This window comes from Comamonas sp. MYb69, from assembly GCF_037479315.1.
GTDB lineage: Bacteria > Pseudomonadota > Gammaproteobacteria > Burkholderiales > Burkholderiaceae_C > Comamonas.
This window is the reverse complement of sequence record NZ_JBBGZG010000012.1, coordinates 1-24825: the sequence shown is the minus strand read 5'-3', so window position 1 is coordinate 24825 and position 24825 is coordinate 1. Positions and strand designations below refer to the sequence as shown.

The following is a 24825-nucleotide window of genomic DNA, read 5'->3' as shown; positions in this document are numbered from 1 at the left end:
CGGGCCGGCCCGTGTTTGCCCTGCCATGGAAACCCGAGCAAGCCCGGTCTTTACATGCCCGTGTAGTTCGGTCCGCCACCGCCCTCGGGCGTCACCCAGACGATGTTCTGGGTCGGGTCCTTGATGTCGCAGGTCTTGCAGTGCACGCAGTTTTGCGCATTGATCTGCAGGCGCTGGGCGTTGCCGCCCTGGCTCTCGTCGGCCACGAACTCATAGACCCCCGCCGGGCAGTAGCGCTGCTCGGGGCCGGCGTACTGGGCCAGGTTGATCTGCACCGGCACGCTGGCATCTTTCAAGGTCAGGTGGACGGGCTGGTCTTCGGCATGGTTGGTGCCGCTGATGAAGACGCTGGAGAGCCGGTCAAAGGTCAGCTTGCCATCGGGTTTGGGGTAGACGATGGGCTTGCATTCCGACGCGGGCTTGAGGTAGGCGTGGTCGGGCTTGTCGCGGTGCAGTGTCCAGGGCATATTGCCGCGCAGCACAAACTGCTCCAGGCCGTTCATGATCGAGGCGGTGACCAGGCCCTTCTTGAACCAGCTCTTGAAGTTGCGGCTCTTGTTGAGTTCTTCGTACAGCCAGCTCTTTTCAAAGGCAGCGGGGTAGGCGCTCAGTTCATCGCCCTGGCGGCCAGCGGCAATGGCTTCAAAAGCGGCTTCAGCGGCCAGCATGCCGGTCTTGATGGCCGCGTGGCTGCCCTTGATGCGGCTGACGTTCAGAAAACCGGCATCGCAGCCCACCAGCGCGCCACCGGGGAACACGGTCTTGGGCAGGCTCATCAGGCCGCCGGCGGTGATGGCGCGGGCGCCATAGCCAATGCGCTTGGCCGGCTTGATGCCCTTGGACTCGTCGCCTTCGAGGTAGTAGCGGATGTTGGGATGGGTCTTCCAGCGCTGCATCTCCTCGAACGGAGACAGGTAGGGGTTGGAATAGTCCAGACCGGTGATGAAGCCCAGGGTGACCTTGTTGTCATCGAGGTGGTAGAGGAAGGCGCCACCGTAGGTGTCATTGTTCATCGGCCAGCCGGCGGTGTGCATCACAAAGCCGGGCTGGTGGCGCTGCGGATCGATCTCCCAGAGTTCCTTGACGCCCAGGCCATAGGTCTGCGGGTCCTTGCCTTCGTCGAGCTTGAACTTGGCGATCAGTTGCTTGCCCAGGTTGCCGCGCGCGCCTTCGGCAAAGATGGTGTATTTGCCATGCAGCTCCATGCCCAGCTGGAACTCGCCGGTGGGCTCGCCGTTCTTGCCGACGCCCATGTTGCCGGTGGCCACGCCCTTGACCGAGCCGTCGTCGTTGTAGACCACTTCAGCGGCGGCAAAGCCGGGGAAAATCTCGACGCCCAGGGCCTCGGCCTGCTCGGCCAGCCATTTGACGACAAAGCCCAGCTGCACGATGTAGTTGCCTTCGTTGTGAAAGCAGGGGGGCAGCAGCCAGTTGGGCGTGCGCAGACCGGATTTTTCGCTGAGGAAAATCATCGCGTCTTCGGTCACCGGCTGGGTCAAAGGCGCGCCCTTGGCTTTCCAGTCGGGGATCAGCTCGGTCAGCGCGCGCGGGTCCATGATGGCGCCCGACAAGGTGTGGGCGCCAGGCTCGGACCCTTTTTCCAGCACGACGACGGAGACATCGCTGCCTTTTTCCGCTGCCAGCTGCTTCAAACGGATGGCCGTGGCCAGGCCGCCTGGGCCGCCGCCGACGATGACAACGTCGTACTCCATCGACTCGCGGGGGCCATATTGGGCCAGTATTTCTTCGTTGGTCATCGGGGCTCCGTACAAATTCTTTTCAAGCGGGTGGCAGGCATGCGGCAGATCTGAGCCTGGGTTGCATGCAGTGCCATGGATTTTATGAGGATGTTGCAGTGCGGTAACCGCCCTGATCCTAGGGTTAGCCCTAGATTTAGGCGCTTCTCCGCTCTGATTTCTGAGACAGGGGCTTTGTGCTTGTGAAAGTCGGCGACAAGGCGCTGTCGCCGGCGTTCATGGACGCACCGTAAGATGCGAGTCTATGAAAATCTTGCTGCCTGACCACAAACGCTGGGTTCATGACTCGGTGATGGACGTTCGCTGGGGAGATATGGACAGTCTGGGCCAGCTAGTTATAGTAGGCGCGACGTTAGATGCAGTTAAATCCTATAGGAAAATAACCTTATCTAATGCATGATTCAGTAGATGAAGGTGTAGGTTTGAACTTGACGCGCCAACCTCATCTAATAGCTGTTTAGACGGCTGGCAACATCTTAAGTTGCGCCACTTCTCCCACCGAGGTAAGGGGTGTAGTAGGTCAAAAAGCAGTCCGGTCATGGCAGCACCTCTCTTCGTCCCCAGGGGGCGGTGTGGGCCGGAGGTGCATATAACCCCGACACCTCAAGAGTGACCGCGAGCTCATTTAGGACCTTAGGCGCGCGTTTCGCATTTTGGGTCTATCTATGTGACCGCCGCTCCGTACTAGCCTGATTCATATGCAGGCATGTCTTGGGTAAGGCCTAGCGTCATGCGGTATGTTGCTTACGTGGTTGCGACACCAGGGAAATTTCAAGACAACGAGGGTGGAGTCAGATACGCACCGCTCTCGGTCCTAGGACGTTTACGAAGAACAGGCCTGAACCGCTGGCGTCTCATGCGTTCCCACTACGCAACATCAATTGAGGGTGGTTATCGACGAACCATCAAGTGAGCGGTTCAACTTTTGTCGTTTGTAGCCAAGCCCCGAGAGCCCTAAACATGGACTCTCCATCAACACCCAGCGCTTCACACCAATCGTAAAACTCAATGACGTCAAGACGGCGTTCTCCCACTTCGCACCTGCTGACGAATTGCTGCGTCTTGCCTAGTCTCTTTGAAAGCTCAATCTGGGAGACATTTTTTTCGACACGAGCACGGACTAGGATTTCTAAGAATTTTTTGTACTCTGGCGTGTGGAGAGGCATGCCCAGCGGCTTTTCGTAACTAAAGAGGCTGTAGGTTGCAATAGAATTAGAATTACACCAAAATGATGTACACCAATTTGATGTAATTTAATGCCAGAAATCATGTCTCGGGCGAGCAGCGCATGCCTATCTAAAACAGCGCTATCGGGGGTGGCATTGGAGCTTGCCTATGCGAAGTCTCGCGGATTCGCACATCTAAGGTGTGGTCCAGACGCTTTCGTTTTGGCTGACGGAGAACAAGGGAAGCTGTTCCTATTTGGGCAAATGAACGCAGAGGAACTGACTCGTCAGTCTTTTCATCAGGAGCTGGCGGGAGAGGTGCTCAGTGACGCTCTAGAGCTTGGAGCAATTCTCCATAGAAGTGGGGATGACTACTTCTGCACCATCGGGGCGATGCGATGCGAGGGCGCGAGTTTTATCGAGGCTGCATTACGTGCTTTGGTGGCATACAGAACTGAGGTTGAAGGCTTCGCAGGTTCGCAGTCTGTGAGCTAACACTCATGCTGTACTGAGATTGATAACTTTAGGACTCAATTTTTTTGATATGAGGATGGTTGCATGGGTTCTCCATTACTAAGCTCCACCAGTGAAGCCTGTGAGCTAACTGCCTCGCGCTTCGAGCCCAGACTGATGAGACCGGAAGCGCGTGAGCGTTGTCGTAGAGTCATCTTCTTGGACTTTGACGGAGTTTTACACCCGCCATCTGCAATAGAAGGTGCGAGACCACCGTTGACACCATCCCAAATACGGACTGGATGGCCTGGTACCTTCCTCCATCTGCCTATCCTTAAGGCGCTCCTCCAAGGCTACGCGGACGTGGGAGTTGTCGTCAGCAGCGCCTGGCGCATGTTTTTAGATGATGAGCAAATTGGGGAACTTCTGACGCCTATCAGTGCTTGGTATGTGGGTACAACTGGCTGTGAATATCTTGGGCGGGACATAGCGATTCAAAAGTGGCTACAAGTGAATTGCATTCAAGACTTTGTGGTGCTTGATGATATGAAGGAGTACTTTCCTGGGGCTTGGTCAACGCTCATTCTTTGTGAGGCCAAATTCGGCATTGCAAAGCCCAGTGTGCAAGAAAAATTACAAGCTTGGCTATGTCGAGCTTGAGCTCTCTCCACTCCAAAAATCACCCGTGAGTTGAAAGATGAAAAGGCCTGTGCTGTTTCTTGACTTTGATGATGTCATCTGCCTTAACAATCCCTACGGCGGCTACGATGTGCTCTATGCTTTTCGTGATGCAGAACGAAAGGGTTTGCCAATAGATAGAAGTGACGACTTGTGGACGGAGTTATTCGACTCATCTGCCAAAGAAAACTTAACTCAATTCAATGAAGAATTTCATCCACTGTATGTGTTGTCGACAAGCTGGCGTTGGTTTTTCGACCGTGCCAAGTTCGTAGAGACTCTTGAGGCTTCTGGGCTCGCTTTTGTTGCGCGAAATCTTCACGAGGATTGGTCCACACCTCAAATTTCGCGCAATGCGCAACGTGCAGTGGACATTCGGCGTTGGCTCTCGAATCATCCTGAATGTGCGAATTCATGGGTTGCACTTGATGATGAGCTGTCAGGAACTGGCTTTTCCACTTGGCAGTGGCATCTTGAGAATTTCGTTGTTCTATGCCAGGAAGGGGTGGGGCTGCAGGAGCTCGAACTAATGCGGCTACGAGAAGCGCTCACTCTGCGCAAGATTTAGGAAGGTCATTCAAAAGGTAAGGTTGCCGACACTGTATGCCAGCGTCACTTCAAGCCTTATGAATCAAAACTTATTTAATAAGTGCCCTGAAAACAGAGTTAGACCTTCTCCTCACTGGAGGACGGCTCTCCCCAGCCACTAAATCGAATCACTCGTTAAGTGACACGTTGGCCCTCGCCTCCAGCACCCAAAGATATCGAGTCACCTTCAGTCTTTAATCCTGCATGTCCTTTTCCAGACCGCTCATAATATTCTTCGATAACAACTTCGAAGGATGCAGCAATGCGTTCAGCGATTGCAAGTTCTTGAGCAACGCGTGCTTTATGAGCTTGGAACTCCATTACAATTTTCTGTTTCCTTGCCTCTTCCTCTAGAGAGTGAATCCCTTTCGACTCGGCTTGTTTTAATTCATCTTGAGAGGATGAGAGAGCCTCGTATGCCGCTCTCATATAGTCGGGAACAAAGAGCTCAAATGCTACCTTGCCAGCCATCGATGCAATGGTTTTGCTATCTACCAATTTAATAACCTCTTTTAAATCTTTGAAAATATTTAAAATGCTTGTCTCGATAAATTATCTTAGCAATGGAAAATGTAAGATGGTTTCACATTAATAATTTTCTTATGCAATAAATATTTAAAATTCAATAATTGCACTTATCTAAATGGGTTGTTTGCTGATTCTGCAGCAGAAGTGGATATTGCGTCAGATTCTGGCTTTGCAGCATCTGCGGTGGCATTTATTAAGCCGTTTTCACCTTGCTCGCTTACTGAGATTTGTGCCGCATAGGCAAGCCAAGGGGGCGAGCTGCACATGAGAACTTGAACATCTGTAAGCTCGGCAAACTCGGCGTTCTTGGCGGCAATGCATCCATTTAGGATTGATTTTTGCAGATGAATTTTGTAAGGGTCGATATTTTTATCTAATGAGATAGCCTGCAATACTTCACGCAAAATTAGTTCCGGAAGCGCTACTGGTGCATCTTTATGTCGGAAAAGACTTTCGACAAGACGCTCAAGAATCTTACAAAGTGCCCCGAAGTGGCAGGGACCTTGGTAAGCTAATAATTGAATAAAGTCTACTGACACAGTCAATGCGGAATTAAATTCTGTATCTCCAAACGCGATATATTTAGTGAATCTAGACATTCCCAACTTGAGCCATTCCGTGCCTTGGTATGCCATCGCGGTCAGGTCTTCAGCGGCCACCGAGACGAAGGTGCGGTTAGCAATTAACTGTCGTATGGTAGCTAACGAATACGACATCCCAGAAATTTTCCCTACATCACGGGCATGCATCATTAACGCTTGAGGCCACACACCCGGGATATTAATGACTGAAGCTATTGCGCGTAATCTCGCATCAAGTGAAATCAAAGTAGACTGATGCTCCACTGATGCAAGAATTAAGGAATATTCCTCAGCTGATATTACCTGCTCTAATTGGTAGACAATTGGGGGGATGTTATCTTTGCCATAGACAGGAACTACACGGCAATACTTATGTACTGCATCAACAATAGTCTGGAGAAGTTGAACTTCTCGCTTACGATGCTCAGCTGTGACTTCAATAAATCCTAATTTTCCTTCTTCTTCAAATGCTCTGCCCATCGTGCGCTCACTCTGAGCCGCGCCTAACTTCGCCTCCAAAACATCTCTCGTTTGTGAAGTAACAAGTAGGTTGGACACGGTCTCTAGAGCACTAAGGCATTCCAACTGACCGAGTTCGACGAGAGTAACTGCATCAATTAGATGCGTTCCTCCTCCAGTCCTTAGCGATTCGATTACCTGTGCTCTTTCTGTGGGGTTGCCACCGCTAACCTGAATGGCTGGACCATCCGAGCTCCATCCGCGCACAACATCAATTACGTCTCGCCCAAGTAAAATCGCGAGACGCCCTAGCGTAATCGGAGCGGAAGAATATATTTCAATAGTTTTCTTGGTATGCTCGTTCGCCAGCTGAAGCTGGTGTGTAAGCTGAGAAAAATCCACCTCGCCAGTTTTCTCGTTGTGAACTGTGAGGACCTGCGCTATAGGGGAAGGAGCTAGGGGAGTATTAAGCGAAATGTGTGATAGTTCGAGTAAACGTCGATAGGCTGAACAAATACGCGTGACCGTTAGAACTCGAGTCTCCCCGTGAATCTCACGAATGGATAATTCCGCTCCAACAACAAGGCCCGAAATGCTAGAGGCTTCCGTTGAGTTGAATTTCAAGAACTCTTGTGTGGCGGGGAGTGGGGGGATATCTGTAGGGTCGAGTGTGAAGACATGGTTGCCCCCATCTTTGTCTGTTAAGGTCACAGAGGTTGCAGGACCTACAAAATTTAACTCTTCCTCCATGAATGGAAGCTCTTCAGAATTTGCCAAAAGAACCATGATATGGGCTGCTGCAGTTTCTGTGCTATATAAATGGTTCCGACGCATGACGTAAAGTCGGCGCATGGCTTGCTCTTTGTGCCCATGCAGAAGTTCTAGCGAAGCTAGCTGGGTAATTTCTTGCGTGCTTCCGGTCAGCTCAAGTGGCGCATTTTGAAGTGCTGCACTAACATCCTCAGGAGAAGTGCGCGCAGCGACCATAACTCTCAACAGCCAACTTCTTATTTCTGTAGGGGCTTGATTAAATTCCACAGGAACAAGTTTTGCCAATAGTTCCCAGTCACCCGCAAGCTGGCCAATTTCCATAGCCAAATGCCGAGTGTCTGCATGCAACTCCCAGCCAGTAGGGAGGGCATCAATAAGCTCTTTGGCCTTCGCGCGTCGCCCAGTCCGTAAATAGCAGAACAGCAAATCTGTGTGGAACTGGCTGTGCTTGTCTTTAGGTGCAATCTGTTCAAATATTTGCGCCGCTTGGGTATATGCACGCATTACAAGCAAAGAATGCGCCACTAAATATTTTTCACCCTGGTGATTGCTATTTGGGAGTAATTCCACCGCACGCTGTAGGTGCTCCATTGCCTCATCGTTAAATGCATTAGTCCATAAAACTTGCGCCCCTGCTACGAGTTCAGGTATTGAATGCGCTGACGACCAATCACTACTCCGAATTGCGTCGAGAGTTGCGGGCAAATCAGATTTGGCTAGCACCGTCCATCGCATGCCTTTAAGGTTTTGCAACAGCCCTGTCTGCTCAGCGTGATGGAGTTCTGCCGCCTCAATAACGTGGTTCAAAGCAGCCATGTCACCGGTTTCGCCTACTAATTGACCAAAAACTACAAGTGCTTCGATAGGCATATTGTCAATGTTAGCCCTACCCAAAGCCATTGCTTCGTCGCGGTTACCTGCGGCAATTAAGGCTTCAATCTCTATGCGCATAAAATGCGGCGACGATACGTCATGAGAACGCGCCTCATGAAGAATATTCAGTGCAACTGTTGGTTGTGCAAGCAGCAGATGAGCAATGGCTAAATTTGCTGCAACAGTTGATACCGCATCAATACTTTGAACTGACCACAAACGCTCTGAACGTGGAGAGAATTCATTTATGCAGCGGTTAAGATTATTTTTCTCCTCTTCATTAACTATATGCAATGCTGTACATATTTCGCCGCCTATGGCATGGTCTAGACATATGGACAAAGCGGTATCACGAGTAAAAAAACTGGATGTATTTGAATCGACCGCTTGAAGCGCTATTTCCACAGCACCAGATATATCGCCTTCTCGGCGTCGACTCCATGCGAGCGTCTGCAACACATCTGCGTCCCCTCTAAGTTCTGCAGGTACATCCTCAAGTGATAGCTTCTCTCCTAGGTTTAATCGAGCATTTGCAGTCACTTGCCAAACGGCAACTGATTCGGGGAAGGCCTTCATTGCCTTTGCTCCAGCCAATGCTGCTTCAGCGGCATTGGCTTGCAAAAGCAAACCGCGAACACCAGCAGCAGCAAACTTGTCTTCATCTTTGACAAGTTCTGCTGCACGTAAAAAATCTTCGGCCGCTGCATCGGCACCTTGAACATGCCATTTGCAAGTGGCTATAAGAAGGTGCCAACGCGCTTTCTGATGATTATCGAACTGTTCGTGTGAATCACTCAACCTCAACAAGTCCTCAAGACCATCATTGTAGCGAAGGCTTTTAATTCGGGAGTGAGCTCCATCCAATTGCTGAGAAATTAGTTTATTTACAGATTCATCTCGAGCTGCTGGTAGATGGTCCTGAGTTGTGGGTTGGCGATGAGCGAGCATCTCGACCATATTTGTGAGACGTGCAAGCTCATTAGACAAATTTGCTGGTATTTCGTTATGCGATTGCCTTGCTGTCGGTGCAACAGCATAAGGTGACGTAAAAAGACTTCGAGCTGCTCCGAATATGCCATTTAAGGGCTCGCCAATGTGAAGTTTCAGATTTTCAAAAGTGATAGTTCCTGCAGCTCCGTTCGCACTTATGCAAGCCATCACTAGCGACGACCAGATGTCTTGAGAGTTAGCCTGTTCACCCACCAGCGCTAGAGCTTGCCGTATGGAATTCAGGTGATTGTAGATTTCAGAAGTATTATCTCCATCAAGGTCGTGAGACAAACAGTGCAAATGCTTGACGAACTCGAATAGCTCTTGGTCATTGATAGCTCGTTTGGCGTAAGACTCTAAGATTTCTTTAATCGTAGAAAGAGCGGTGCGATTTGCAGTATTGCTGAAGCCCTCTGCATCCACCTTCATAATAAATTCGCTAGATGAAGCCGAGTATCGAGCCCAACTGCATACAGTAGAAGCACCTTTCATTGTGGAGGCACTTGCCGTATCATAAATGAAAAATATTAAGTCGCTGCCACTGACAAAGTTGGTGGAATTAAAGTCGGTCCAAGCTGCCTCTATACATTCCACAAATGCCTTGTTGTTCGCGCGGGCAGACAGTGTTCTCTTCATCTGTAGCAGTGTACGAAATTGTCTGCCATCATTCATCTCAATATGGCAGACCAAGTCATCAGTATGATGGCCATGGATACGTGCTTGGAATTGAAGCGCAGATATCCGTCCATCAGGAGCTCCGGGTACACCGTTGCCCAAACACATAGCCAACAGTCTTGTAGCTTGCACTCGATTTTCAAAGGCAATGCCACTACCTCCGGTTGAGGCAGGATTCGATTGTCGCTTTGCCTTTGGTTTGCCAGTGTGTTTGCTCTTACTAGACTTCATTGAAATGAACTTCTGAAATTTTTTTCCCAGTCGGTACATGCAAACTTCGCATGAACCACGCATTACTTGGCATAAGCCTCTCGATAATTTCCAGACTCAATTCCTGGAATTCGTATCCATACCTATTTATTAAATTCCAACTAAGTTGCTGACCAGCTTGTAGTCTAGGGAAACATCACCTTCCCTGTGTTTACCAGCGGAACAGCAGACAAGGTGCTGGCCAAGATAGTGGTGTTCGCAATTTTCAACAGGATATACGACAAGATGGTCAACACCAAAGCTAAGATGTCGAAAAATGAACGTTGATGAATCGCCCCGGGTTTTGAGGAGGCTTCAACTCCTGAGAAGATGAAGCTATGAAGAAGTCGAACAAGTTCTCGCCCGAGGTCCGTGAACGTGCGGTGAGGATGGTGCAAGAGCACCGTGGTGAGTATCGGTCGCTGTGGGCGGCAATCGAATCCATCGCGCCCAAGATTGGCTGCGTGCCGCAGACGCTCAACGAATGGGTCAAGCGAGCCGAGGTCGATGCCGGCGTACGCAAGGGCGTGACGACCAGTGAGGCCCAGCGAGTCAAGGACCTGGAGCGTGAGGTCAAGGAGCTGCGCAGGGCCAACGAGATACTGAAGCTGGCCAGCGCATTTTTCGCCCAGGCGGAGCTCGACCGCCGCCTAAAGTCGTGAGAGCTTTCATCGACCAACACCGCAATGCCTTTGGGGTCGAGCCGCTCTGCAAGGTATTGCAGGTCGCCTCGTCGGCATATCGAAGACATGCCGCATTGCTTCGCGAGCCCCATAAGCGCTGTGCTCGCTCTCTTCGAGACGAAGTTTTGGCGCCTGAGATTCAACGTATCTGGCAGGCTAACGTGCAGGTATACGGCGCCGACAAGGTATGGCGGCAACTGGCACGCGAAGGCGTGACGGTGGCCCGTTGCACGGTAGAGCACCTGATGCGCAGGATGGGGCTGCGCGGGGTGATGCGAGGCAAGGTCGTGCGAACCACCGTCAGTGATGGCAAGGTGCCATGTCCGATGGACCGCGTCAACCGCTAGTTCCAAGCAGAACGACCGAATCAATTGTGGGTCAGCGACTTCACCTACGTCTCGACCTGGCAAGGCTGGTTGTACGTGGCCATCGTCATCGACGTGTTTGCCCGTCGTATCGTGGGTTGGCGGGTGAGCAGTTCAATGCGCACGGACTTCGTGCTCGATGCGCTGGAGCAAGCCCTGTACGCCCGGCAACCCGAACGCAATGGAAGCCTGATATGTCACAGCGATAGAGGCTCCCAATACGTCAGCATCCGCTACTCCGAGCGACTGGCCGAAGCGGGCATCGAGCCGTCCGTGGGCAGCAAAGGCGACAGCTACGACAACGCGTTGGCCGAGACCATCAATGGGCTCTACAAGGCCGAGTTAATCCATCGCCGAGCACCCTGGAAGACAAAGGAGTCGGTGGAGTTCGCGACGCTCGAATGGGTTTTCTGGTTTAATCACCACCGCCTGCTCGAGCCCATCGGATATATCCCGCCTGCAGAGGCTGAGGCAAACTACTACCGGCAACTCGCCAGTCAAGCTACATCGGTTGCGGCCTGACTTAAACAACACAGCCTCCGCGAATCTCGGGGCGATTCAGACTTAGGTGTGGCGAGTTGACTAGCTAGTCTCTCAGGTAGTGGAAACAGGGCCTCAGGCTGAACGACGTGGAAGCACTAGCTACTCGCGGTGGTGATTGGCCTCGGCGCTCTGTGACGAAGATTCTCAGGGCCCTGGAGCCGGAGTACAAAGTTCGCCGGTGAAGGAGCCTGAGCTGGTTGGGCTGCTCAGCTTCTGATGCCCGATGAGCTTGCATGCAGACTAATCTTATCAATCTCATCACATTCTTATCACAGTGAGAAGATTGCCAGGAGATTCCGACCAAGTCCCTCCGTCTGAGCCGGGCAGACAGATGCCAAGCCGACATGACTGAAACTGTATTGCAAAGCACTAGATGTTCATACTTCTGGCGCTTTCACGGATGTGAGCCCCATAGATTGCAGCGCTTGATTCTTTTGCTCAACCGAGCGGCGGCAACTGTCGCCTCGCGGATGGCTCGAAGCACCGCTACTCCTAGGCTCAACTACTATGATGGCTGCGCTGGTGTACCCGTGTCATTGGACACTTGGCGGAAAATGCGAGCATTGCTATTAATTTGACTGCTGCACTAACTAGTTTACAGTTAATTAGCTTAATCCTCACTAATGATTGATTGCTGCGTATCTTTAAAACTTAGTATGCAGCCAATACAAAGCTTTTTAAATAAATATGAAAATGACAGAAAAAGAACTTGACTGGCAGTTTAATCTCTTTGCAGCTGATGAAAATCTTTTGACTCTGTGCGAGCTGCAGCGAATTGGGGATGAGGTTCTCGATGTAATTAATTTATCTGAGAATCAGCACTCAGACATATTGGCATGGTTGCTAGACCCTAGGGAAGGTCATGGCCAAGGGGATAACATCTTGCGTGACTTGCTGGTAGCTGCTTCTGTGCAGGCGAATCAGCACGATAGGTGGCTGGATGCTAATAGCGAAACCGCGATGTTTTTTAGAGAGTGGACGCCTGCGAAAATTCGGACCTCAGGATTTGGCTCTGTTTTCTACGCAAGAGAGTTTGGACACAACAGGTCACAACGAGTGGATTTGTACATCATAGACCCTCAAAATAAATTTATTATATTGATAGAAAATAAATCAGGAATTTCTCACAATCATAAGCAATTAAGCGAATATAAGAATTCTTTTGAAAATATTCTAAAAGAAAATCGGCATCTAGCCAGCTATCAATTTGCTTATATCGCATTAGATAAAAATTTCTCGGAGTTTTTTTCTCCCGAAGAGATGGAAAAGCTTGATTCTGAAAAGCGAGAACGAAAAATCTCGCAGACCCCTGGTAAAGTGGGTTGGCTGCACATCGGTTACGACTGGCTCAAAAGCTCAGCTACCCGAGCGCTTGAGCACGTCTCTAGAGGTAATGCGGCTGCTCAGTTGGTCGTGAGCTACTGTAAGAGGCAGTCTGACTGGCATAATGACCCAGAAGAGAAGCGATGCGTTGAACTTGCGGCTTTGCTCACCGAGCGCTACCCCGAAACAGTGCGGGAATTAATAAATATTAGCAAGACCTGCTCTCCAGCAACTTGGTTTAGCGATGCCAACTACAATTTTAAATTAATTTTTACACTACAGAATAAATATGTAATGAGATGGCTAGAAGAGGCAAAGGGATTAAATGCCTTCAGGATAACCCTAGAAAAGAGGCTACCTAATCTCTCTCAGATAAATTACGAGACAACTAGGAATTACTTGCATGTCTGCCCTGAGGGGTGGGAGGATGGGAGTGATTGGCCACTGTATCTAACTATTGCATTCGGAGAAAAAAGTAATCAAGAGTTTAGGGTTTGGGTAACCCGGCATATTCTCCCGGGCATGCATTCAGACGAATTTGAAGAAATTCACAAAAAGACTATTGCATGCAGTCCTGAATTCGCATCTCAAAAGGAAAGAGTAACTTCTGAAATTCAAATAAATGGAGATTTGAAAAAAGATGCAGCTATAAGGTTGACAATATTTTTATTGGATAAATTGAGAAAAAATTAATGTCTATCGTATGATTTGTAATATCTTTTTTGTAAATTTATGGGGCTAAGGGTTTGAAGCTTTATAAGCTATATCAAGCAGTAGGAGGTAGGCGTTGTTGCACAAATGCCGTCCTCAGCTAGCGTAGGCTGAGGAGATGAATGAGACGAGCTGGGGACGGCGCAAATACCGCACCACAAACTGGAAGGCGTAAAACGCAGCGTTGAAGGCGCGAGGGGACCTGAGCATCAGGCTGGATAGGGACATGCAGTGGCTAGCCCTGCCCACGGGTACGCGTGGTCGCTGCCAGAAGTTCTCAGATACGGACATCCAGTTTTGCCTGACCATCAAGAGCCTTTTTGGCCAGCCCTTGCGCCAGACACTGGGCCTGGTGCAATCGCTATTGCGTATGGCAGGCCGGCCTTGGCCAGTGCCCGACTACAGCACGGTGTGTGGCAGGCAAAACAGCTTGAATGTGCAGGTGCACTACCGAGCAAGCGAGAAAGGCTTACACCGGCTGGCCGCCTCCACGGGCATCAAGTTCTTGGGCGAAGGTGAGTGGAAGACCAAAAAGCACGGTGCCGAGCGCCGCCGCCAGTGGCGCAAAGTGCATCTGGGTATTGATGCCCAGACGCTGCAGATTCGGGCCATCGCAGTCACAACCAATGAAGTGGGCGACTCGCCCATGGCAGCTGACCTGCTAGGGTTAAATCCCAAGCAATGAAGAGATAGCTAGTTTTACCGGTGATGGAGCGTACGACACGCAGGATGTACATAAGGCGTGCTACCTGAGGGGAACCATTCCAATCATGCCGCCACGCAAAGGAGCGAAGCTGCGCAAAGGGCTGGCATTTGCTCACCGCAATGAAGCGGTCAAGGCGTGTAGGCTGTTGGAGCGGACTATCTGGAAACGCTGGAGCGGCTACCACCGACGGTCTCTGGTGGAGACCAAGATGAATTGCTTCAGGCGCCTGGGCGAGAAGGTGATGGCCAGGACGTTTGAGCGGCAGCTGGCCGAGCTCAATATCCGTGCATCTATCCTCAATCAATTTACCGCGCTGGGCACACCCCAGACGGTCGCTGCTGCATAACTGCATCTGGGGCTGGGGATACCTCGGTCTATGGCCGATTTATGCAACAACGCCCAGTTGATGACTTCAGCCGCATGGGAGCACTGTGCTTGCGTAATGCTCGTGGCACTTACCTTGAGTCTGCAGCAGCAGGCAGGCGAACAACGCCTCCAATGCTCGAGCTTGAAAAGATGCTCAGTGCTTCACGGGCAGTTGAACTCGGCAAGGAGACCGCCCAGAACTTGGCCTAACCTACCCGTCGCCGGGTAGATTGGTCATCACCCCATGGCTATCCCTGCATCGTGCTTCGCCGCTGAAAGCCAACACCCGCAATGAGCAAGCCCAAGAGAGCCAAGGCCCAAGTGCCCATAGTTGGAACTGGCGTCGCCGTCGCTGCGACCGGTGCTGCGACCACCTGCAAGCTCAATTGCTGCACAGTGCTTTGAAGCTTTGGAATGCTGCTGTCAGTGACTTGCACGCTGAAGCTAAACGCTCCGGTTGCTTTCGCTATGGATGCTGCTTTCTGAACAGCCTGCTTGGGCACCGTTCCACTGATGACGCCTGTGGCTGTATCCAGCGTCATGCCAGGAGGCAAGCTGCCATCCACAACCGCCCAGGTGTAAGGAGCTGTGCCACCTGTCACTTCCAGACTTTGGGAGTACGTCTGGCCTTCGGTCGCATCGGGCAAGTTACCAGTGTTCGTGATGACTGGCAGCGTCGTAAATGCCGCCGACACAATTGCTGCGGCAGTCACATTGGTTAGTGCGCAGTCGTTGGTGGAACCAACGCGCGTGCAGCCCGAAAAGCTAGCCGCCGCAAACCCGGCCGCAGGGACAGCTGTGCAAGTGGCATTGCTGCCATGTGCAACTGGGTTGGGAGTACAGCTCAAGTTGCCACCTTCTGGTGGGTTAGCAGAAGTTGTTATGGTGTAGCTGTTGAGACTGAAGTTGGCGGTTACGGCCTTGTTAGCTGTCACATTGCTCAACACGCAGGATGCGGCTGTGCCCGTGCAATCGCCTGCCCAGCTCGCAAAGGTATATCCAGCTTGGGCCGTAGCGGAACAAGATGCGCCACCGCCATGCGCGACCGTGCTAGGCGTACAGCTAACGCTACCACCCTCTGAAGGGGTGGCGGTAGTGGCGATGTCGTAGCTGTTGAGCGTGAAGTTTGCCGACACCGTCTTGGCAGTCGTTACATTGCTCAGGGTGCAACTGTTCGCCATCGTGCCCGTGCAATCGTCGCCCCAGCTGCCGAAAGCATAACCAGGCTGTGCAGTCGCGGTGCATGTAGCATCACTGCCGTGATTTACCGGATTAGGGCTGCAGCTCACGCTGCCCCCTGCCGTGACTGCGTCTACTGGCGTAGGCGTTGCGACAATGTTGTAAGTCAGCTGTTCAAACGTTGCCGTGACTGTACATGCTGCACTCAGATTACCCGTGGTATAGCTGTTAACGCCCGACACTGTAGCCGTCCCGCCGCAGCCGCCGATGGACTGGGTGATGTAGCCAATGGCGGGTTCTGCCGTGCAAGCGCTTGCATCGCCAGCATTCACAGTGGTACACGCCAGCGTACCTGTGTTTGGGGGGCTGACTGAAGTCGTCGGCGCAATAACAGCGGACAGACCCAAGAAAGCATTGTCAATGTTGTCCCACATCTGATTGCTGGCCACGTGCGTATGGGAGACAGTCACCTGGGTAATGAACTCGCCTGGAGCCGTCGCCCTAAATCCAGCAAAGCGACTGTCTTTGTTGCGAAGAAGCGTTGCGGTAGCTCCTAAATTGCTAGTGGCTGTAACCGTGACATCACGTGCATCAGGGGTGTCAATTCTATCTGTGCCAAATGCATCTGCCCCAAACATGTTGGGTTGTTTGGTGCTGGGGAAGGTAATGGTGAGCGTGCTTGTTGCATTGTTGCTCCCAATGAATCCATTACCAACATAAATCAAACTGTCTTGTGGCCCTGGTGAAGTAAATGTCATGCCGAAGCTGTTCGCAGGACTCGGCCCCTGAAAAGTGAAAGAGGTTAGTCCGTTTGCGCCTGCCCATGTTCCTTCCGAGTAATAGCCGGGTGCAAGCAAAGGCGTAAAGCTGGCGGCATCGGTATAGGTTTGCAGCGCAGCATGACTCGCGCTAACCCAGACGGCACTCAGCAGAGTTGCGGCAGCAAGTCGCGCCCAGTGACGCAGACCCAGGACAGCCACTTTTGCCTGCGCCTGCTTAGTGCGGTTTAGCTGGCAATGGAGTGGTTTGGAGCACTCATGCGCGCTATTGGCTCTCCGTGATTGAGCATGGCTGTACCACTTCATCTGGTCTGAGCTAAGTGTATTGGTGTGTTGCAAGTTTGGCTCCTTCTAAATAAATAAACCATTTCCACACGCCACACCTTGGAAAGCTACAGTCATGCTTCACTCAGACGCGGAAATCCGGGAAAAGCGAATCTAGCAAGAAGTGGCAAAAACACCCCCCGAGAGCGCGTGAGGTGTGGAGGCTGGGAGATAGCGCAATGTGAAATATTTGTTTACATTCTGATTCTTATGAAATGTGAACTTATCTGTCTATCCCGCAAATCAGGTATTTGACCAAAACTTGTAACCCTGAACGAGGGTACCCTCTCACTCTCACTCTCACTCTCACTCTCACATCTAGTGCAACTACACGTCAGAGAGCGCGTAGTAGAGATGAGGGAGCCAAGACTATGGCTGCTCACATGCCAAGCTAGGCATCATCCTCATCGAACTCGGCTGCCACGCATGCAGGTACATGCACCCGACCCGCTTCGCATCAAGTACCGACAGTCGCTGACTGAGGTAATGCAGAGGGCGGTGGTCCACTGCAAGGCCCTTAAAGACGCGGTAGCAGAAGCGCTGGTGGAGAAGAAGGATGAAGCGGCCATTCGGGCAATCGCGAAAACTGAGCTTGACCATCTGGAGCTCTACAACTGTGCTCGCTACAAAATCGCTCACGAGATAACTCACAGCTGGATGTTGGCCGGCCGCCCCCGATTGATTGCCCAGCTCAGCAGACATCGAGTAGTCTCAAAACACTCGCAAGTTCACGACCACCTCTCGCGATATAGCCGAGAATCAGTGGTCTCCCGCGAGCTTGAGAACCGCTTGACAGTGCCTGTTGCAACGCTGACCATGGAATGGCACTTGGGATAACTGGATACCGGAGCTGACAGGCAATGTTGAACGCACAGGCGAGCGAGCTGCTCACAAAACTTCTCGACTACGTCATTGAGCAAGATAAGGATGTGGACCCTCGAGGGTTCATGGCCCTAAGCTCCAAAATTTTTAAGCGCACACAGGCAGAGCTCGCTGAGCATATCGGCGTTCAGCTCAGTCTTGAAGATGAGGACGGTCCAATTTGGTTGCGAGTGCCCCGTCTTGAGCTTGAGCCGCTGCCCGACCTTCCAGACACCGTAGCAGCCTCTGGTGTGGCTGTTTCCAGCGACCCGCATGGGTCGCCACCATATGCACAACGCGAGCGCTTGCTCGAGTCAACTGCGACCGAGCTCGCTTTGACAGATGAAGAGCTTGACGCATTGTTGGATTCGCTGGTAGCTGACTACACGCCCAAATGGCTAGAGTGGGCTGAACGGCAGCGCATACGTCTACGCACTATCGAGCTATACAGCCAACTCTTTGCCTGCAAGACACAGATGGAGGTTGAGGAGACTGCCAAGCCTATTGAACTTGTGTGGGGCATGGCCATGGCAACGTGGATGCTGCACCATGAAAAGTATGGCCAAGTCAGCTACCAATACCCGTTGATTACTCAGGCGGTAGAAATCAGCTTGGACCCCAAGTCCCTTGTTTTGGAGGTCCGTCCTCGCAACGTTCCTCCACGTCTAGAGTTTGATGCTATTGCCAGCACCCAGGTCCCACTGTCTACTGAGACAGAGAAAGCGGCGCGTCAGATGCTGGAAGAGTCCAGTGCGGACGTCTCGCCCTTTCAACCAGCCACCTTCGAGCCGGTCGCGCGCTTCGTAGCTGGCAACTTGAGCGAGCGCGGACGCTTCGATGCGATTGATGTCATCCCGCCCATCGGCGAGGACCTCGTTGTTACTCGCGGATGCATGCTTTTGGGTCGTCCTAAACCCAGCAACTACCTGCATGAGGACATCAACCGCCTCAAGGACCGCATCAATTGCGGCGACTCTTTGCCCAGCGCGACCCTCGCGCTGGTGACGCCTCCAAGCGACAGTGCACCGGACATCACTCCTGTGGTCTTCCGCGGCATGTCCGGTATGACGCGAGAAGGTCATTCGCTGACGAGCGCGCGTGAGCTCTACTTCCCGCTCCCGTACAACCAAGAGCAGGTCGCTGTGGTGGAGCAGCTTGAGCGTACCGATGGAGTGGTCGTGCAAGGGCCGCCAGGTACGGGCAAGACACATACCATCGCCAACATCATCTGCCACTACCTAGCTACGGGACGAAAGGTACTGGTCACTTCAAAGGGTGAGCCAGCCTTGGCTGTTCTTCAAAGCAAGATTCCAGAAGAGGTACGCTCCCTCACGGTGTCACTGCTGGCAGGCGACCGCGAAGGCATGCGTCAGTTCCAGGCCTCCATCGAGAGCATCACCCACCGAATTACGCAGCTGCAGCCGGCTCAAACCGAGACCAAGATTGCCAATTTGCGTAGTGCCATCACACGCGCGCAAGCTGAACAAATTGAAGTCGACCGAAGAATCCATGAAGTGGCGATGAAGCACTTGACGGAAATTGAAGTTGACGGGGTACCCAAGCGAGCGGAAGTACTGGCTGAGATGGTGGTTGAAGGTCTTGGCGCCTACGACTGGTTTGATGACAAGCTATCGTTGGGCGAGGTACACCGAGTTCCTTTGACTGACGAAGAAGGTGTGCAACTGCGACACGCTCGCCGCTTGATTGGCGAAGACCTGGCATTGCTTAGCGTGCCTCTACCTGCAATCGATAGCCTTCCCCAACCTTCCGACGTCGGAGAGTGGCACGGCGCGCTGCTCGAATCGCAAAGGTTGGATGACGCTGAGCGTGATGGAAGCCTTTTGCCTCTGCAGTCAGCCGAGCCGCCTGTTATGGTTCATGCGATGGAGCTTAAGGCTCACCTTGACAAGGTCATCTCCGTCATCCATGAGCTAAACGAATCCGGAGACCAATGGTGGAATGTTCTCCGTCAGCGACTGTCGTTGAAGAAATTTGAGACGGAAAGACTGGCACTCGAAGCTTTGTTCGCAGATGTCGACAAGCTTGAGGCTGCACGCTCCGCATTCTTGCAGCGTCCTGTCGTTGTACCTCCCGATGCCTTCGCTCAACTCAAAGTTAGAGAGGCAATTGCGAAAGGCGCCCAGACAGGTAAGCCGTTCGGCATGTTTGCTTTTGGCGCGGGGGATACTAAGGCTCTTCTGAGCCAAATGCGTGTCTCCGGCCTGGAGCCCGCAACAGCTGACGACTGGCTGCACATCCAGAATTACCAAAAGCTGCACATTCAAGTGCTCACGTTCACAACCCGCTGGAATGAAGTCGCCGGCTTGCTGGGGATTCCGAAATTCCAAGGTGGTGTAGAAATACTGCGCGAACTCGCCCTCACTTCCACTTCTGCACATGGAGTGCATGCCCTTGCGACACAACTGGACCGGCATACAGTCGAGCTTGCAAAGAAAGTTTTTTCGGCGCCCCCACTTGCCCAGCTTAAGGGCGATGAAGCTGAACTGCTTGATATCCGTAGCCAGCTGATTCGCCAACTGAGCAAGGCGCAACTGGTGAAGGCAAAGCTTGCAGCGACCCGCTTTGCCGAGCAGCTGCATGCAATCATGGGCTACCGCATACCTGAACTGCGAGAGATTCAAGCCCACCGATTGGGCAATACTGGCCTGTCAGTTGCGGCGGTCACTGAACAGTACGCCGCAGAACTGGATGAGCTCAAACGTGTTTACTCTTTGAAACCTCACTTCGACGTAGTGGGGCGTTTGGCAGCCCGCATTGACGAAGCTGGAGCCCCAAATTTGGCCAGCCGGCTTCGCAACTTGGCTGCTCCCGAAAGCGGCGATGACCCTCAGTGGCCAGTCAACTGGAGCCGTGCATGGCAGTACCAGCGAATTGCTGGCCACATCGCAGGATTGCCACAAATTGATGAGCTAAGTGTCCTTGGCACGAAGCGTCGCGAGTTAGAAGACGCGCTATCGCATCTCTACACCAACTTGGTGTCAGAGTCGGCGTGGCTATCGACAAAGAACATCGCTTCGGGACGCGTGCTATCAGCGCTAGAAGCATACAAGGTTGCTGTACGCAAGTTCGGCAAGGGCACTGGCGCTAGCGCAGGCATACACCGCCGGGACGCCCAGAAAGCGATGCAAGACGCTCAAGGAGCGGTGCCGTGCTGGATTATGAGCCACGCGAAAATCTCAGAGACGCTGCCTTCACACCTTGGCTCCTTTGACCTAGTTATCGTGGACGAAGCCAGTCAATCCAACCTCTGGGCACTTCCTGCCATCCTGCGCGCGAAGAAGATTCTGGTGGTGGGTGACGACAAGCAGGTGTCGCCTGACGGAAGCTTCATCTTGGGCGCTCGAATACAAGAGCTTCGCCGCCGCTTCTTGACTGAACAGCCCTTCGAATCGGTGCTGACGGTGGACAAGTCGTTGTACGACCTTGCCTCGACAGTTTTCGCCTCTCAACGGGTGATGTTGAGAGAGCACTTTCGGTGTGTTCCAACCATCATCTCCTACAGCAATCAAGCCTTCTACGGAAACCAGATTCAGCCCTTGCGCATCCCCAAGGTGTCTGAACGCCTAGACCCTCCACTCGTGGACATTTTTGTTCGTGGTGGGGTTCGGGACGGCCGAGATTTGAACAAGCTTGAAGCCGAGGCGATTCTTGAGGAAATCAAAGCTATCGTTTCGGACCCCAAAATGGCAAATCGGACTTTAGGCGTCGTTTCACTTCTTGGCTTGGAGCAGGCCAAGCACATCGACACCTTGGTCCGCATGCATATCGATGGGAAGGAACTGCTGGACCGGGAGTTCTACTGCGGGGACGCACGTATGTTCCAGGGTGGTGAGCGAGACATTATGTTCTTGTCGATGGTCGTCAGCGCAGGCGATTGCAGGGCATTGTCGGGAGTCCAATATGAACAGCGATTCAATGTGGCTGCAAGTCGAGCACGCGACCGCATGTACCTCGTGCGTTCGGTGGAACTTGCTGAGCTTTCTCCGGCTGACTTGCGTCGTGGATTGCTCGAGCATTTCGCACGCCCAACTATCGGCCCAGAAATAGATGAAGAAGGTCTCATTGAACTCTGCGAATCTGGCTTTGAGCGCCAAGTGTTTTTGGCACTGACTGAACGTGGATATCGAGTCACCCCCCAGGTTCAAGCAGGTGCCTACCGCATCGATATGGTGGTTGAAGGTGCCGATGACAGACGATTGGCAATTGAATGTGATGGAGACGCTTTTCACGGTCCTGACAGATGGCCGGCAGATATGGCCCGCCAGCGCGTGCTTGAGCGAGCTGGATGGGAATTCTGGCGCTGCTTTGCGTCATCCTGGAAGGCCTCACGAGAGGTTTGTCTCAATGACTTGTTGACGAGACTGGCTGCTCTTCGTATCCAGCCTCTGGGGAAGGTAGCCCAGCTACCTCAGCTAGTGGAAACACGTGAATATCCTAAGCCTCAGCCGAACTCTGAGGACTCCAGCGGTCCTACTGAGCACAATTCGTTGGAAGAGCTTGCTTCAGCCAAATGATGAACTAGGGTGACTGTCCTTGGACACCATCACAGTCCTGGCAACCATTTCGATGGGCCGCATCCCTCCTGGAATGCGGCCCATTCTTATGGACTCCAGTAAACTTGTTCTGAATACTTCACTCCAAAAAATTAAAGCGGGGCCACACTAACACCAGCCGCAATTTCGCGGTGTAAGTTGTAGGATTCCGAAATGAGCAAGAAATCTAAACCCTTTGACCGCGCTGCCGCTAGTCGAATTGCGCGTGCCACCTCCGCAATACATGACGGCAAGATACCTGCAGGGAGCTTTGCGTCTGTGGTTGATGCTCGCGTCCAGCGAGAAGAAGCTAAGTCGCGTATGCAAAGTCGAGAAAAGATGGTCGGGAAATAATTTTCTGAATTATCAAAGAGGTCTAAGGCTTGAAGTAAGGGGGGAGATTTCAACTACCCCCTAGTGACTGGTCTTCATTTTTAATGCGGCTACCGCCGAATAGCGCTTGTAAATCAGCTCCTGAGCATTATTCCAGTTAATTGTACCGGGTTGGACACATGAGCGTAGTAGGTCGCATAGAAACGTAAGAAATCGGGCAAGAGCAAACCTAGAAAGCAAATTCTCCTGAACCTTTCCAGGTGGGAGAATTCGAAGCAGCAAATTACACGCATCAAGGGGCATAAGCATTCCCTTTTTAATTGAAGACCATCCTTTTAGCGTATCATGACTAATAAACTTATGGTTCGAGTCAATATTGCTGCGTAGCAGAAAGTCTGCGAGCTCCTTGTAGTTATCGCAATCTACTTCTTTGGCGACTTGCCGAAGCCAATTTCCTAGGGGCTTAGTTCCAAGCTTTAGAAGGCTTTCAGTGGGAGAGCAGTCTTGCAAAGAAAAGCCCGAAAAAATCTCCAAATTAACGATAACATGGAGACTTGACTCAATTAATAAGATGCATTCTGCAAAAGTGTCAAAATGAAAGTTTGACCAATCATCTAATTTTCCAAATCGCTTTTCAATTAGAGTTTTCGCTTTTTGAGCCTCTCCGTCAGCTGCGAGCACTTGAACAGAAGTCGCAAATTTTTCTAGTTCAATAAAAGAGCTGGCTACCAAATCAAGCGTGTTTTCTGGATTTTCTGTATTCCAGGTAAAGGATACAATTTCCCAGAGAGAAGGTTCTAGAAATTCTTTGGGAATAGGTGCACCATTAAGAATGGTAACAACTTTATCTCCAAGACATCCAAAAAGTTGACGGATATTGTTTTTGCTTGTCTCGGATAGCTTATGCCTACCCTGCAGACCATATCGAAGTTGCCTGAAAGGTTGGTAGACCTCGTTTTCCTTTAGTAACGTTACAATGCTTTTCCCTATAGCGGCTCGACAGACTGTTTCCGGACAAAGTGATAATTTGGATGAATAGCTCACTTTGAAAGCCTTTCCAAATACACTGAGCGGACGCTGAAGATTTAGAGAGGGGGATGGGCTGTCAAAGATACTTTTTTGATATTCAGACATTTGATATGAGCTGGCTGGTAGCAAGTCAGAAGCACCGCGATAGTCGCAGCCACAAAAATTCTATACGTTTTTCATTAAACAGAGGGCTATAAGGCAGCTTCATGACATTCACTGCCTAGTTTCTCGAAAAAGCTGCCACGCTCACCCATGAGTGGACGCTCCGTGCCGTATGAGAAGCATCAGTAAGTGATTTGGCTTTTGAGGACGCTTCAACTCCTGAAATGATGAAGCCAGGAAGTGGTCAACAATTTGTCGCCTCAGGTTCGTGAGCGTGCCGTACGCATGGTGCGACGGTACACAAGCGGGTAACGCACCTTAGATTCAAATCTGTGTGAGCCAGGACCAAATCCTTTTTTCTGTTCTCAGCGAGAATATTGAATTGTGTGCAGATGTTCGCAATTGGTCATCTTTTAAGATAGCCTATCGCAGATAAGCATTCAGATAAGAGTGCATCTCGAAAAGTCGCAAAAATGTCATACAATTGCTCCAATTAGAGCTCTTGTGTGATTTAAATGCTCTTCTGAGGATGCTTATATGGTTTCTGCTCCTAACCTGGCTGTAGACCGGGCTCTCAAGTCTTTGGGTAAGAACATTGAGCTCGCTCGCAGGCGCCGTGGACTCTCCCAGGCTGACTTGGCCTCCCGCATGGGCATCTCGGTGAGCACGGTGCGCCGGCTGGAAGATGGCAGCCAAGGCACTGCGCTCATTTACCTGGCTAGTGCGCTTGAGGTTTTTGGCGATTTGGAGAAGCTAAGCCTCCTGATGGACACGCAGACGGATTCCGTTGGACTCGCGCTCATGGACGCAGAACTCCCAACTCGGATTCATAGCAAGCGTCGTGGCACCCCCATAGCTTTCTGAAAGTTTCCGCGATGGTGACTAGAGCAAGTGTTGCTGCCTAAAACATCAAGATGGAACTGGATGTGTGTCTGGGAAAAAAGGGCACTCCCGTGGGCAAGCTCGTTTTTGTACGCAACGGACCGCGAGCACTCTCGCAGTTCAGCTACTTCCAGGAGTGGCTCGAGCACGCTGACACATTCAACCTATCTCCGGACCTTGCTGCCACTCCCGGGTCCCAGACCAGACGGCCCGAGACAAAGGAAGACTCACTTTTCTTTCTCGGGGCGTGTCCGATATTTTGTGTAAACGGGACGGGCTTCAGTTGATGGAGATGCGGTCTCCGAACTGAATGGTAAA

12 protein-coding genes, 2 pseudogenes and 1 other annotated feature are annotated in these 24825 nt (G+C 51.7%); of the genes and pseudogenes, 8 read left to right on the top strand and 6 right to left on the bottom strand.

All coding sequences use genetic code 11. The features are described 5' to 3' along the window. Positions 1 to 50: 50 nt before the first annotated feature. Positions 51 to 1757, bottom strand: a complete 1707-nt coding sequence (locus WH303_RS16650) for an electron transfer flavoprotein-ubiquinone oxidoreductase (protein WP_339519859.1) — start codon at positions 1755 to 1757, stop codon at positions 51 to 53. Positions 1758 to 2662: 905 nt separating this feature from the next. Next, a complete protein-coding gene (locus WH303_RS16645) occupies positions 2663 to 2923 on the bottom strand; it encodes a helix-turn-helix domain-containing protein (RefSeq protein ID WP_339519858.1) in 261 nt (86 codons plus the stop codon). Between the two features lie 558 nt (positions 2924 to 3481). Here WH303_RS16645 and WH303_RS16640 point away from each other — a divergent pair. Next, positions 3482 to 4036 carry an HAD domain-containing protein gene (locus tag WH303_RS16640; RefSeq protein ID WP_339519857.1) on the top strand — a complete coding sequence of 185 codons (555 nt, stop codon included), beginning with the start codon at positions 3482 to 3484 and terminating at the stop codon, positions 4034 to 4036. Between the two features lie 37 nt (positions 4037 to 4073). After that, entirely contained in the window at positions 4074 to 4622 is a 549-nt protein-coding gene (locus WH303_RS16635; protein WP_339519856.1) for an HAD domain-containing protein, read from the top strand. Positions 4623 to 4777: 155 nt separating this feature from the next. On the opposite strand, the gene WH303_RS16630 is transcribed toward WH303_RS16635, so the two are convergent. Together WH303_RS16630 and WH303_RS16625 are read right to left on the bottom strand one after the other, a co-directional pair. Beyond that, positions 4778 to 5140, bottom strand: a complete 363-nt coding sequence (locus WH303_RS16630) for a hypothetical protein (protein ID WP_339519854.1) — start codon at positions 5138 to 5140, stop codon at positions 4778 to 4780. Between the two features lie 137 nt (positions 5141 to 5277). Beyond that, the gene (locus tag WH303_RS16625) at positions 5278 to 9789 is read right to left on the bottom strand and encodes a tetratricopeptide repeat protein (protein ID WP_339519852.1); all 4512 of its coding nucleotides are present in this window, start codon (positions 9787 to 9789) and stop codon (positions 5278 to 5280) included. Positions 9790 to 10106: 317 nt separating this feature from the next. On the opposite strand from WH303_RS16625, the pseudogene WH303_RS16620 reads away from it, so the two are divergent. The 3 genes and pseudogenes from WH303_RS16620 (at position 10107) to WH303_RS16610 (ending at position 14445) form a co-directional block, all read left to right on the top strand. Further along, positions 10107 to 11338, top strand: a pseudogene (locus WH303_RS16620) (IS3 family transposase). Further along, positions 10385 to 10501, top strand: a sequence feature (AL1L pseudoknot). Its footprint overlaps the pseudogene before it by 117 nt. Positions 11339 to 12052: 714 nt before the next feature. Beyond that, the gene (locus WH303_RS16615) at positions 12053 to 13375 is read left to right on the top strand and encodes a PDDEXK-like family protein (protein ID WP_339519851.1); all 1323 of its coding nucleotides are present in this window, start codon (positions 12053 to 12055) and stop codon (positions 13373 to 13375) included. 202 nt (positions 13376 to 13577) lie between these two features. After that, a pseudogene (locus WH303_RS16610) lies at positions 13578 to 14445 on the top strand (IS5 family transposase). Positions 14446 to 14713: 268 nt separating this feature from the next. On the opposite strand, the gene WH303_RS16605 reads toward WH303_RS16610, so the two are convergent. Further along, complete coding sequence (locus tag WH303_RS16605; protein WP_339519850.1) at positions 14714 to 16762, bottom strand: IPTL-CTERM sorting domain-containing protein; 2049 nt, start codon at positions 16760 to 16762, stop codon at positions 14714 to 14716. Positions 16763 to 17173: 411 nt separating this feature from the next. Between WH303_RS16605 and WH303_RS16600 the strand changes: the two genes are divergently transcribed. Both WH303_RS16600 and WH303_RS16595 read left to right on the top strand, forming a co-directional pair. Beyond that, positions 17174 to 17584, top strand: a complete 411-nt coding sequence (locus tag WH303_RS16600; RefSeq protein WP_339519849.1) for a hypothetical protein — start codon at positions 17174 to 17176, stop codon at positions 17582 to 17584. A 23-nt stretch (positions 17585 to 17607) separates the two neighbouring features. After that, positions 17608 to 22143 (top strand): AAA domain-containing protein, encoded by a 4536-nt coding sequence (locus WH303_RS16595; RefSeq protein WP_339519848.1) that lies wholly within the window; start codon positions 17608 to 17610, stop codon positions 22141 to 22143. Positions 22144 to 22575: 432 nt separating this feature from the next. Here the strand turns inward: WH303_RS16595 and WH303_RS16590 are convergent, their stop codons facing one another. Continuing rightward, positions 22576 to 23628 carry a hypothetical protein gene (locus WH303_RS16590; RefSeq protein ID WP_339519846.1) on the bottom strand — a complete coding sequence of 351 codons (1053 nt, stop codon included), beginning with the start codon at positions 23626 to 23628 and terminating at the stop codon, positions 22576 to 22578. A gap of 534 nt (positions 23629 to 24162) precedes the next feature. Between WH303_RS16590 and WH303_RS16585 the strand changes: the two genes are divergently transcribed. After that, positions 24163 to 24489: a helix-turn-helix domain-containing protein gene (locus tag WH303_RS16585; protein WP_339519845.1), complete on the top strand. Its 327-nt coding sequence runs from the start codon at positions 24163 to 24165 to the stop codon at positions 24487 to 24489. The last annotated feature ends 336 nt before the right edge of the window (positions 24490 to 24825 follow it).